We start from the raw sequence: 12,498 nt of genomic DNA on the forward strand, positions 1-12,498 counted from the left end.
GACAACATCGCCGTCGCGAACATCCCGACCGTGAGCACCGCGGGAATCGTGTCGGGCGCGAAGATCTCGACGATCACCAAGCGTGGCATCGCGGATCTGAAGATCAAGGCGCGGGGGCCGCGCCAGCACGTCGGCGAGCTGTCGGGCGGGAACCAGCAGAAGGTGGTCCTCGCGAAGATGCTCGCCCGCAAGCCGAAGGTTCTGCTCATGGACGAGCCGACCCGAGGCATCGATGTCGGCACCAAGGCAGAGATCTACCGGCTCATCCGGCAGCTCGCTGCCGAGGGCACCGCGATCATCGTGGTCAGCTCGGAGCTTCCCGAGCTGATCGGGATGAGCGATCGGATCATCATCCTCCACGAAGGCCAGATCAGCGGAACCGTGCCCGCCGAGAACGCCGACGACGAACTCCTCCTCTCTTACTGCTACGGGAAGCCACAGTCATGACCTCGACAGACAACCAGAAGTCACCGACGACCACATCGATCGTGGTCGGGCACGCCAGCAATGCGGGGCGATGGATGCTCCAGGGCGGCACCATCGTCGCTCTCGTGCTGCTCGTGCTCTTCTTCTTCCTCATGCGCCCCGACGTGTTCCTCACGTTCGTGAACGTGAAGAACATCCTCTATCAGGTCTCGATCCTCGCGATCATCGCGGGAGCCCAGACCGTGGTCATGGTCGTCGGTGACTTCGACCTGTCCGTGGGCGCGACGTCGGCGCTCGCCGGCGCAACGGCAGGCGCGGCAATGCTCGGCGGATGGCCCGTGCCCGCGGCCATCGCGCTCGCGCTGATCGTGGGCCTGCTGATCGGGCTCCTCAACGGGGTACTCGTCGCGTATCTGAACCTGTCCGCCTTCATCGCGACCCTGGCCATGATGACGTCGGTCGTCGGGTTGGCGTTCCTGGTGACCCAGGGGACGACACTGTTCAACTTCCCCGCGGAGTTCAACGAGCTCGGCCAGGGCAAGCTGCTCGAGATCCCGCTTCCGGTCTACTTCGCGATCGTCATCTCGGTGATCCTGTGGTTCGTGCTCCGCTACACGACTCTTGGTCGGCGGTGGCACGCGATCGGCGGCAGCGTCGAGGTGTCGCGGCTGTCGGGTGTCAACGTGCGCCGGGCGCGCTTGCTCGCCTTCACGATCGCCGGTTTCGTGTCGGCCATCGGAGGCATCCTGTTGGCGGCCCGACTCGGCAGCGCAAGCGCCGTCCAGGGCGAGGACAACATGATGTTCTCGGTCGCCGCGGTGTTCCTCGGCATGACGATCCTCCGCTCCGGCGCCGCGAACCTCGTCGGCACGATGGTGGGCGTCGCGATCATCGGCGTCATGAGCAACGGGCTCAACATCCTCGGCGTGAACGCCTACGTCCAGCAGGTCGTCACCGGCATCATCATCATCGCCGCCGTGACGCTGTCCTCCCTCAAGCATCGGGAGCGGTGACCCCGCCGCTCCCGTGACCCCGAGTCCCGACTCGGATCCCCATCCGGGGAAGCACACAGAGAAAACGCAATACACAACGCAATACACAAAGGAGTAGATAGTGCGTACTTCCATCAAGGCCTTTGCGGCCGCGACCGCGGTCGCTGCTCTCGCCCTCGCCGGGTGCTCGTCAGGTGGCGGCGACAACGGCGGCGGCGACAACACGGAGCCCACGAAGGTCGTGGCGTTCACCTCCGGAAACCAGACGCCGATCGGCGCATGGTGGGTCAAGGACATCGAGGCGAAGGCTGCCGAGTTCGGCTGGGACCTCACGATGATCCAGGGTGACTTCGACTTCCAGAAGATGAACCCCGCGGTCGAGAGCGCCATCGGACAGGGCGCCGACCTCGTCTACAACGGCTACACCGACGTCGCCTCCATCGGGTCGATCGTCACCGCCGCCAAGGACGCCGGCATCCCGATGTTCGCCATCGACTCTGGTGTCGAGCCGACCGATGCCTACGCCCTGAACATCACCACCGACCAGCAGGGCATCGTCGACCAGACGATGGGCGCCATCGCCGACGCTCTCGGCGGCAGCATCGAGGGCAAGAACATCATGGTGATCGGGCACGACCCGCACGCCGGCATCCGCACCCGTGCGGCGCTTGCCGCCGAGGCCGTCGAGGCCGGTGGAGCGACCCTCGCCGGTGGCGAGATCCAGCAGGTGGTCTCGCCCGCGACCGGCCGCACCGAGGCGCTCGCGCTGGTGGCCGACTACCTTTCGGCCAACCCCGGTGGCCTGGACGCTGTCTGGGTCGGATGGGATGACGCTGCTCTGGGTGCGGTCCAGGCCGTGACCGAAGCGGGCGCGACCGTTGCCGTCACCGGAGTCGACGCCACCAGCGAGGCGATCGCCGCCGTCAAGGCCGGCACCATGCTGGCGACGGTCGAGCAGCCGTGGCCGCTCATCAACGACGCGGTGCTCGAGGCGATCCAGGCCTGGATCGAGACCGGCACCATGCCGGCGAGCAACTTCGAGGAGGAAGCGACGACGCTCGTCACGAAGGCGAACGCCGACGACATCACTCCGTCCGACAAGCTCGGCTGATCCACTGAAACCCCGGTGGGGGCGGGAACGCTGCGGCCCCGCCCCCACCGGCACCACCCCCGTCTCCTGTGCGGCTCGCGCCGCTGAGATCGACTGACAGAAAGACATCACTATGCGTTTGGCAGGCAAGGTCGCCCTCATCACCGGCGGCGCGAGCGGAATCGGACTCGCCACCGTCAAGAAGTTCATCGCGGAGGGCGCGCGCGTCGCCGTCGCCGACATCAACGCGCAGCGCGCCCAGGAGGTCGTGGACACGCTGCCCGAGGGCTCGGCCATCGCTGTCGGTGTGGACGTCTCGGTCTACGACGAGGTCGAAGCGGCGGTCAACAGTGCCGTCGATGCATTCGGCAAGCTCGACGTCATCTTCAACAACGCCGGTATCGCCGGCGGCAAGCCGCTCCTCGACCACGATCCCGCTGTCGACTACCACCCCATGATCCGGATCGATCAGGACGGCGTGTACTACGGCATCCTCGCGGCAGGCCGCCAGTTCAAGAAGCAGGGCACCGGCGGCGTCATCATCTCCACCTCCTCGATCTACGGTGAGCAGGCTGCTGAGCTCGCGTTCAGCTACAGCGCGGCAAAGGCCGCCGTGATCTCGTTCACCCGGTCGGCCGCGTACGAACTCGCCGAGTACGGCGTGCGCGCCGTCGCGATCACCCCCGGCCGTGTCGGCACGCCGATGATCAACCAGTTCTCGGACGAGCTGAAGGCGCTCTTCGCATCCGAGCAGATGCGCAACAAGATGACGGAGCCGGAGGAGATCGCGAACGTCGTCGCATTCCTCGCCTCGGACGAGGCCAACGTCATCAACGGCACCGTTGTGCACGTCGACGACGGGTACTCGGCGTTCAAGCAGCGTTTCGACCTCCCGACGTTCTGAGCGATGGTCATGGATCTCGACGTCGCCTGCCACATCAACGTCTTGGTCGACGGACCGGACTCCTCGGCCACGCCCGACGCTCTTCGTCGCGTGGCCGAGGCGGGGTACCGGCGAATCGTGCTGGCTCCGTTCGACCCTGCCGCAACCGACCTTGCGAGCCTGCGTCGGGTCTTCGAGGATGCGGGCCTGACGCCGATCCCGATCGCCGGGCAGATGCCCGGAGCGGATGTGTCGTCGGCGGATGAGGACGAGCGCCGGGCAGGCGAGGCGGCGCTGTACGCCATGGTCGACGCGACAGCCGCCCTCGGCGGCGACCAGCTCAACGGCGTGCCCTACGGCGTCTTCGGACACCCGATGGCTCCGGTGGATCACGCTGCGCGGGAGCGCTCGGCGACCGCTGTGGGCCGTGTCGCGGACTACGCCCACGAGCACGGCATCACGATGACCTTCGAGGTCGTCAACCGGTATGAGACCGCGATGGTCAATACCGCGGCCCAGGCGATGGAGTACGCCGAGCTCAGTGGCTCGGAGCACCTTCGCATCCATCTCGACTCTTTCCACATGGGCGTCGAAGAGGCGGACGCGGCGCAGGCCATCCGTCTGGCGATGCCGCGGCTCGCGTACCTCGAGCTCGGTCAGTCCGGACGGGGGATGCTCTCTACCGGCGCAGTCGACATACCCAAGCTCGTTCAGGGCGCGCTCGACGACGGCTACCAAGGCCGGTGGGGCGTCGAGGCATTCTCGCGGTCGGTCATCCCCGAGTTCGTTGCCGACATGCTCGCGATATGGCGCGAGCCCTACACGGACGGCATCGCACTCGCCGAAGACGCCATGCGGGTCATCCGCGCGGGATGGTCGTCGAGCAGTGTCGGCCGACGGGCACAGCGTCTTGCGCGCGGTGCCGCAGACACGGGTACTATCGTCCGTCCCGCCTGATCCGGGAGCCCGGATCCGAGCGGTCACGACGTCAACGGAATCAAGGAGGAACCATGACGATCGCACAAGCCACCGATCTACTCATCGACCCCGCGACATTCGCAGGAAAGATCTACATCGACGGCGAATGGACCGCCGGTGAAGGAGGACAGATCGACTCGGTCGCTCCCGCGACCGGAGAGGTGCTGACCGCCGTCGGTATGGCCGGGCCCGGGGACGTGGCCCGCGCGGCGAAGTCGGCCGCCGCAGCGCAGAAGGAGTGGGCCGCGATGCCGCATCCAGCCCGCGCGGCTGTGCTTCGCAAGGCCGGGATGCTGTGGGAGCAGTACGCCGACGAGATCGGGAGCTGGAACGTGCGGGAAGTGGGCGCGATCCCGCCGTTGGCCGGCTTCGCCCTCCATGTCACCGCCGCCGAATGCTACGAGGCGTCGGCCTTGCCGTCGGCGCCCAAGGGTGCGGTCCTCTCGTCCGAGGAGCCGCGACTGTCGATGACCGAGCAGGTGCCGGTCGGTGTCGTGGGCGTCATCTCGCCGTTCAATGTTCCGCTGATCCTCGGCATCCGTGCCGTCGCACCGGCATTGGCGCTCGGAAACGCCGTGATCCTCAAGCCGGACCCCCGCACCGTTGTGACGGGCGGCGTGTCGTTCGTGCGCATCTTCGAGGAGGCGGGGCTTCCCAAGGGTCTGCTGCAGTTGCTGCCCGGCGGTGCCGATGTCGGTCAGGCGATGATCGAGGACCCGCACGTCCGGGTGATCGCGTTCACCGGGTCGACTCGGGCCGGGCGTGTCGTCGGGGAACAGGCCGGCCGCCACCTCAAGCGCGCTCACCTCGAGCTCGGGGGCAACTCGGCGTTCATCATCCGTGAGGATGCCGATGTCGACCAGGCCGTCAACCTCGCGACGTGGGGATCGTTCCTGCACCAGGGCCAGATCTGCATGACCGTGGGGCGGCACATCGTGCACGAGGCAGTCTTCGACGAGTACGTGGAAAAGCTCGCCGCCAAGGCCGAGTCGATGCACGTCGGTGACCCGGCCGCCGGACCCGTGCATCTGGGTCCCCTCATCGACGAGGTGCAGCGCGACCGCGTGCACGCCCTGGTGATGGACGCCGTCGCAGCGGGCGCCGAGCTGCGCGCGGGCGGCACGTACGAGGGGCTGTTCTATCGCCCGACCGTTCTCGCGAACACGCCAGCAGAGGCTCCCGCCTACTGCGAGGAGGTCTTCGGGCCCGTCGCGTCAGTCGTGAAGTTCTCGACCGACGAGGAGGCCGTCGCGCTTGCCTCGGCGACGGAGTACGGCCTCTCCCTGGGGATCGTCACCAAGGACGCCCTGGCGGGGTGGGACCTCGCGCAGCAGATCCCCACGGGGATCGTGCACATCAACGATCAGACCGTCAACGACGAGGCCAACACCCCCTTCGGCGGCACCGGATCCTCCGGCACGGGGTCCCGTCACGGTGGTGCTCAGGCCAACATCGATGCGTTCACCGAGACCCGGTGGATCACGATGCGGCGCGAGCCCGGTCAGTACCCGCTCTGACGCGACCGGTACGTCCTCGAGCCCCGGTCAGCGCGGCTCGAGGACGTACCGGTCTCTGCCCGCGAACAGACCCGACACGCTCTGACCGATGAGGATGGCTGCCACCAACAGCAGCGGCAGGGCCCAGGCATCTGTGGCATCATGCAGGGCGCCGAAGAGCACGGGCCCGGATGCTGCCATGAGATAGCCGACCGACTGCGCCATGCCCGACAGGGCAGCTGAAGCGTGGTGGTCGCGTGCGCGCTCGGCCATGAGTGTCAGGGATGTGCCGAGCGACGCGCCGGAGGCCGGCCCCAGTAACGCGATCCACAGGAGGATTGCCGACGGCGCGAGCATGAGCCCCACCGCACCGACCAGGGCCACGAGAGGAAGTGCGCCCGGAACCCAGCGCGCGGCGGGTCCACGGAACAGGAACGGGACGACGAGTGCGCCGACGACCGCTCCCACTTGGTAGAGCATGACGTCGATCCCCGCAGTCACCGGGGACAGTCCCGTCGAGACGGCGATCGTCGCGAGCCAGGTCACGAGGATGTAGAACACCGCCGATTGGAAGCCCATGTACGCGGCCACGAGCCACGCCATGGAGTCGCCCCAGATGCCGGTCGAGTGACGGATGCCGCCCGCGGCCCTGCGGGGTTCTCGCCGTCCCCGGTACGCGACGATCCACGCCACGATCGCGATCGGGAGCAGGATGCCGCCCGTGATCAGCAGTGACAGCCGCCAGCCCTCGGTGCCGGTCACCGCTGCGGCCCATTGCGAGGTCGGCACCGCGACCCCGGATGCGACGGCGCCCGCGCCGCCCAGAAGTGCGGTGTAGACGGCCATCATGGCGGGGACGCGGCCGGGGAAGTCGCGCTTGACTACGGCGGGCATCAGGACGTTCGCCACGGCCAGCGCGACGCCGATCAGCGCCGTGCCGATCCACACGCTCGCGAGTGGACCGGGGAGGGAGCGCACGAGCGTGCCGATCGTGAGGAGCAGCAGCGAACCGAGCACGACCCGGCTCATCCCGAACCGGTTGCTCAACTCGTGGGCGAACGGCGAAACGATCGCCCACGCCGCCAGTGGCACCGCCGCGAGGAGGCCGAGGATGCTGGTCGCCAGTCCGGTATCGCCAGCGATCTGCTCCAGCAACGGGCCGATCGAGGTGATCGTTGGGCGCATGTTGACGGCGACGAGACACACCGCGACGACGAGGGCGACGCGGGCGTGTGGCATCGTTGCGCGCTCATCGCCCATAGAGTTCGGACTATACCTCAGTCCATAGGTATCTGAGGCGGCATTGCCGCTGAGTCGAATCCGAGGCTCCGGCGACTGTACGCGGTGTCGCCGACGACAGTCGCCATGCTCCCTCGCCTCGCCGGAACGACAACGCCCGCGCACCGATGGTGGCGCGGGCGTTGTCTCGAGCAGAGTAGCGGTCAGCCGTTGCCGAACCGGGCGCGCAAATCGGCCTTTCGCACCTTCCCCGACGCGGTGCGGGGGAGTTCATCGACGATGACGACGTTCTTGGGCAGCTTGTAGCGCGCGAGCTTGCCATCGAGGTGCGCTCGCACGCTGGCGGTGTCGAGATCGACGCCTTCCTTGACGGTGATGATCGCCCACGGGACTTCGCCCCACTGATCATCGGGGATGCCGATCACCCCCACTCCGGTGACGCCCTCGATGCTCGAGATGTGGTTCTCCACTTCGGCAGGGTAGATGTTCTCCCCACCCGAGATGATCATGTCCTTCAGCCGGTCAGAGATGTAGAGGTACCCGTCGCGATCGAGGTAGCCGAGGTCGCCCGACCGAAACCAGCCGTCCGCGGTGAACGCGTTCGCCGTCGCCTCGGGCAGGTTCAGATACCCCGCGAAAACGTTCGGGCCGGATATCTCGATCTCGCCCACCGTGCCGCGGGGGACCATTGCGCCGTTCTCGTCCGCGATCCGCACCTCGGTGAAGAAGTGCGCAAGCCCGACGCTTCCCTGCTTAGCCCGGGTCATCGCCGGGGAGAGTGACGTCGCGCCCGGCGAGGTCTCGGTCATCCCGTAGCCCTGAGAGAACGACAGGCCCCGGGACTCGTAGGCGTCGAGGATGCGGGTCGGTACCGCCGAGCCGCCGCAGGTGAGCTTGGCCAGACTTGACAGGTCGGTGCTCGCCCAGTTCGGGTGGTCGGCCATCATCTGGTAGGTGGTCGGGACGCCGCTGAGCATGGTGACCCGGTACTCCTGAATCAGCTCGAGTGCGCGACCGGCCTCGAAGCCCTTCTCCAGCACCATCGTGCCGCCCTTGAGCAGGATGGGCAGTGCGCCCATCCCGAGTGAGGCGACGTGGAACAACGGCGAGATCATCAAGGCGATGTCGGTCGAGACCACGTCGTAGTCCACCACGCAGTTGATGGCGGTCCAGATGAGGTTGCCGTGCGTGAGGACCGCGCCCTTGGGCTTGCCTGTCGTCCCAGAGGTGTAGATGATGGCCGCCGGATCGTTGTGCCCGACCGCGGCGTCGGCGTGGCCGAACGGCGTGCCGCGCAGCAGCGGTGACAGGCCGGGGTGCTCGGGTGTGCCCTCGCCTGTCTGAATCACATGGCTGATGCGGGCCGCTGCCACCCCCTCCGCCGCGCGCTCGAGCAGGGCCGGGTCGACGATGAGCGCGCGCGCTCCAGAGTCGGTGAGCACGTGCGCGACCTCGGGTGGCGCTAGCCGCGTGTTGACCGGGACGAAGACGGCGCCCAGCTGCGCGCACGCGAACATCACCGAGAGGAACTCCGGACTGTTCTCCCCCAGGAACGCGACCGGGTCTCCGATACGTATCCCGCGATGCCACAGGACGGCCGAGATGCGATCAGTGTCGTCGGCCAGTGCGCGGTAGGTCATGGTCTGGCCGCCCTGGAAGATCAGCGCGGTCTTGTCGGGTGTCTTCTGGCGCCGGGTGGTCATCCAGGCGCCCAGTCCGTGGTTGTGCATCGGAGATCTCTTCTTCGAGGAGGTGGATTCGTCGGTGAATCACGCGATGCGGGTGAGGGAAGCGAGGTTCCCCCACCACGTCACGCGTACAGGCGCTGAAGGCTTCGCAGGACGACCGCGGGCTTCGTGCCGCCCTCGATCTCGATCGTTCCGTCGACGACGAGCTGGACTCCCCCGCCGACCTCGTTCGCTTCGGCGATCGTCGCCGTCAGCCGGACCCGGGATCCGGCGGCCACCGGAGAGACGAAGCGCACCTTGTCGAGGCCGTAGTTCACCTTCGTGCCTGCGCCCTGAACATCCAGCAGATCGACCCACATCGGAATGAACAGGGAGAGCGTGAGGAACCCGTGCGCGATCGGTGCTCCGAACGGTCCATCCTTCGCCCGCTCGGGGTCGACGTGGATCCACTGGTGGTCGTCGGTCGCGTCGGCAAACGTGTTAATACGGTCCTGCGTCACGTCGAACCACTCGGAATAACCGAGATCGGTGCCGACGAGGGTATGCAGGTCGGTGAACGCAACGGTTGTGGTCATGATGTCTCCTTGCGGGTGGTACCGGGCGGGGGGTCAGGCGGGCGTGGACAGTCCGAGCAGCCGAGCGGCGTTGTTCTTCAGGATGCCGGGCATGACCTCGGGCTTCAGAGCGGTCTTCTCGGCATCCGCGAGCCAGCGCTCCGGCGTCAGGAGCGGGAAATCGCTTCCGAACAGGACGCGGTTCTTCAGGTACGAGTTCGCGGCGCGCACCAGGGACTCGGGGAAGTACTTCGGACTCCAGCCGGACAGATCGATCCACGTGTTGTGCTTGTGGGTGGCCACCGAGAGCGCCTCGTCCTGCCACGGTACGGACGGGTGGGCCATGATGATCTGCAGCCGCGGGAAATCTGCGGCGACGCCATCCAGCAGCATCGGGTTGGACAGCGCGAGCCGGAAGCCGCGCCCTCCCGGCATCCCTGCCCCGATTCCCGTCTGGCCGGTATGGAACAGAGCGACGACCCCCGACTCCTCAAGGACGGAGTACAGCGGCGCGTAGGCGGGATCGCTCGGGTCGAAGCCCTGCACCGTCGGGTGGAACTTGAACCCGCGGACTCCGTGATCGTCGATCAGTCGCCGGGCCGTGTCGACGGCTGCCGTTCCCTTGCGGGGATCGACCGAGCCGAACGGGATCAGCACGTCGTTGTTGCGGGCCGCGCCCTCGGCGATCTCGACGCTGGAGATCGGAGCGTGCCCCAGCGCGGTCTCAGAATCCACGGTGAACACGACCGCCGCCATCGACCGCTCGCGGTAGTACTGCGCGATCGAGTCGAGGTCGGGACGGGGCCCGTCGGTGCGGAAGTACTTCGAGGCCGCCTCGGCGAGGTCGCTCGGAAGGGAGGAGTGGCCGTGCGCGTCGATCTCGATGTGCACATGCACATCGATTGCGGTGAGGGCGTCGAGGTCGATCGCCGGCTCGTAGCGGGTGCTCACCGCTGCAGCTCCTCCGGAAGCGGAGGGAAGGTCTCGCCGACGGACTGCAGCTTCGCATCGAACAGCTCGTGCGCTTCAGCCTGCAGGGTCTCGCTGCTCCAGCCGCCCTCGTGGTAGGCGGTGACGACGGGCTCGGGGTGCGACCACAACTGGATGCGGTCACCACCCACCCCGATCGCCTGACCGGTGATGTGCGCTGCCTCGTCGGAGGCGAGGTAGGCGATCACGCCGGCGACGTCTTCCGACGTTCCGAAGCCCAAGTCGTGCCGGAAGAACGCAGGCATCGATTCGCCGCGCTCGGTCGCCTCCACGGCGGCGGCGAAGTAGGGGATCGTCGCCGTCATGGCCGTGGCTGCCACGGGGATCACCGCGTTCGCCGTGATCCCTGCCTTCTTCAGTTCGAGGGCCCACGTGCGCACCATCCCGACGATGCCCGCCTTGGCTGCCGCGTAATTGGTCTGACCGAAGTTCCCTCGCTGACCGGTCGGGGAGCCGATGCAGATGATGCGCCCGGGCGTGCCGGTCTCGCGCAGATGGGTCGCCACCTCCCGAACACAGGTGAAGGTGCCGCGAAGGTGCACATTGATGACGGTGTCGAAGTCGTCGTCGGTCATCTTCCAGAGCGTCTTATCGCGCAGGACTCCGGCGTTGGTGACGAGGATGTCGACGCGCCCGAACGCATCGAGCGCGGCGGCGAGGAGCTTCTGCGCTGTCTCTGTGGGGCCCACGGGGGCGACGACGGCGGTCGCGCGTCCGCCTTCGGTCTCGATCGCCGTGACCGCGTCCTTGGCAGTCTGCTCATCGACGTCGTTGATCACGACGGCCGCTCCCTGCCTTGCCAACTCCTGCGCATAGGCGAGGCCGAGACCGCGGCCGGATCCGGTGACGATGGCGACTTTGCCCTGCAGCGACATGGGGGCTCCCTTACTCCTCGAGGCACACTCTCGGCCCTGGCCGAGTACACCTAGTCAAGCCGGTTCAATTGCAAATGTCAACGATTGACGTTTGCCAGGGTGGTGGAGGGAGGGTCAGTCCTCGCGCGTCAGCCGGCGCCCGATGATCTCCTTCATGATCTCCGTCGTGCCGCCGTAGATCGTCGCCACCCGGGAGTCCATGTAGTCGTGGGCGACCGGGTATTCGCGGGTGTACCCGTAGCCGCCGTGCAACTGGAGTGCGCGGTCGATGACCTTCTGATGCAACTCGGTGACCCACCACTTGGCCATGGCGGCGGTGACGGCGTCGAGCCGGCCCGTCGCGGCGTCCAGGATGCAGCGATCGACGAAGACCTGCGCCACCTCGATCTGCGTGGCCAGCTCGGCGAGATAGAAACGATTCGCCTGGAAGTCTGCGATTCGCTGCCCGAAGGCCGTGCGCTCCATCGAGTAGGACAGGGCTTGGTCGAAGGTCGCACGCATCCGCGCCATTGACGTTGTCGCGATGTGGAGACGTTCGATCGGCAGGTTCCGGCGGAGCTGTGTCCAGCCGTCGCCGGGGCTTCCGAGAACATTCGCACGCGGGACGCGCACATCGGCAAACGACAGCTCGGCGGTGTCCTGAGCGCCGAGGCCGATCTTCTTGACCGGGCCGCTGCGAGTGAACCCGGGCATCCCGTCCTCAACCACGAGAAGGCTGAAGCCGCCGCGGCCGGCGGCAGCATCCGTGCGTGCCACGACGATGACGACGTCGGCCAGCAGGCCGTTGGAGATGAAGGTCTTCGAGCCGTTGAGCACGAAGTCGTCGCCGTCCGGCCGAGCGGTCGTCGCGATCGCCGCAAGGTCAGACCCGGTCCCCGGTTCCGTCATAGCGATCGCGCCGATCCGCTCCCCGGCGACCATGGGAGCCAGCCATCGTCGATTCTGTTCGTCCGAACCGAAGTCGATGAAGTACGGCGCGATGAGGTCGTTGAATCCGCACAGCGACATCGAGACGGCCGTGGCGCCGGCGCGCGCGAGCTCCTCGATCACGATGGCGTTGTATCGAAAGTCGTCGACGTCGCCGCCGCCGTAGCGAGCCGGCGCCGATATCCCCAGGAGACCGGTCGCTCCCGCTCTCTCGAACAGCGACCGGTCGACCCGGCCCGCTTCCGTCCAGGCGTCGAGATGGGGCGTGACCTCGCGCTCGACGAATCGGCGCACGATGTCGCGGAAGTCGTTGTGGGACTCGTCGAAGATCGTGCGGGGGAGGGCGACACTGCTCATAGT

The 12,498-nt window shown here is 67.2% G+C and carries 12 protein-coding genes; 6 read left to right on the forward strand and 6 right to left on the reverse strand.

Going from position 1 to position 12,498, the window contains the following annotated elements; all coding sequences use genetic code 11:
* The 6 genes from AC3ENO_RS00005 to AC3ENO_RS00030 all read left to right on the forward strand — a co-directional run.
* The coding region (locus AC3ENO_RS00005) for an ATP-binding cassette domain-containing protein (RefSeq protein WP_434968573.1) at nt 1-447 on the forward strand (447 nt) is incomplete at its 5' end.
* Nucleotides 444-1,439, forward strand: a complete 996-nt coding sequence (locus AC3ENO_RS00010; protein WP_434968574.1) for an ABC transporter permease — start codon at nt 444-446, stop codon at nt 1,437-1,439. The genes AC3ENO_RS00005 and AC3ENO_RS00010, both read left to right, overlap by 4 nt.
* Before the next feature lie 100 nt (nt 1,440-1,539).
* Entirely contained in the window at nt 1,540-2,529 is a 990-nt protein-coding gene (locus AC3ENO_RS00015; protein ID WP_434968575.1) for a sugar ABC transporter substrate-binding protein, read from the forward strand.
* Nucleotides 2,530-2,641: 112 nt separating this feature from the next.
* On the forward strand, nt 2,642-3,412 hold the full coding sequence (locus AC3ENO_RS00020) for an SDR family NAD(P)-dependent oxidoreductase (protein WP_434968576.1): 771 nt from the start codon (nt 2,642-2,644) through the stop codon (nt 3,410-3,412).
* A gap of 9 nt (nt 3,413-3,421) precedes the next feature.
* A complete protein-coding gene (locus tag AC3ENO_RS00025) occupies nt 3,422-4,348 on the forward strand; it encodes a sugar phosphate isomerase/epimerase family protein (protein ID WP_434968578.1) in 927 nt (308 codons plus the stop codon).
* 53 nt (nt 4,349-4,401) lie between these two features.
* Nucleotides 4,402-5,886, forward strand: coding sequence for an aldehyde dehydrogenase family protein (locus tag AC3ENO_RS00030; RefSeq protein WP_434968579.1), 1,485 nt, complete (start codon nt 4,402-4,404; stop codon nt 5,884-5,886).
* Between the two features lie 27 nt (nt 5,887-5,913).
* Here AC3ENO_RS00030 and AC3ENO_RS00035 read toward each other — a convergent pair whose 3' ends face one another.
* The 6 genes from AC3ENO_RS00035 to AC3ENO_RS00060 all read right to left on the reverse strand — a co-directional run bounded on the left by AC3ENO_RS00035 (nt 5,914) and on the right by AC3ENO_RS00060 (nt 12,495).
* A complete protein-coding gene (locus AC3ENO_RS00035) occupies nt 5,914-7,125 on the reverse strand; it encodes an MFS transporter (protein ID WP_434968580.1) in 1,212 nt (403 codons plus the stop codon).
* A gap of 182 nt (nt 7,126-7,307) precedes the next feature.
* Nucleotides 7,308-8,834: an o-succinylbenzoate--CoA ligase gene (gene menE / locus AC3ENO_RS00040; RefSeq protein ID WP_434968581.1), complete on the reverse strand. Its 1,527-nt coding sequence runs from the start codon at nt 8,832-8,834 to the stop codon at nt 7,308-7,310.
* A gap of 80 nt (nt 8,835-8,914) precedes the next feature.
* The gene (locus AC3ENO_RS00045) at nt 8,915-9,370 is read right to left on the reverse strand and encodes a MaoC family dehydratase (protein ID WP_434968856.1); all 456 of its coding nucleotides are present in this window, start codon (nt 9,368-9,370) and stop codon (nt 8,915-8,917) included.
* Between the two features lie 30 nt (nt 9,371-9,400).
* Nucleotides 9,401-10,297: an amidohydrolase family protein gene (locus tag AC3ENO_RS00050; protein WP_434968582.1), complete on the reverse strand. Its 897-nt coding sequence runs from the start codon at nt 10,295-10,297 to the stop codon at nt 9,401-9,403.
* A complete protein-coding gene (locus tag AC3ENO_RS00055; RefSeq protein ID WP_434968583.1) occupies nt 10,294-11,211 on the reverse strand; it encodes an SDR family NAD(P)-dependent oxidoreductase in 918 nt (305 codons plus the stop codon). Before AC3ENO_RS00055 ends, AC3ENO_RS00050 begins: the two co-directional genes overlap by 4 nt.
* A 114-nt stretch (nt 11,212-11,325) precedes the next feature.
* Complete coding sequence (locus tag AC3ENO_RS00060) at nt 11,326-12,495, reverse strand: acyl-CoA dehydrogenase family protein (protein ID WP_434968584.1); 1,170 nt, start codon at nt 12,493-12,495, stop codon at nt 11,326-11,328.
* Between the last annotated feature and the right edge of the window lie 3 nt (nt 12,496-12,498).

The organism is Microbacterium sp. bgisy207, from assembly GCF_057706855.1.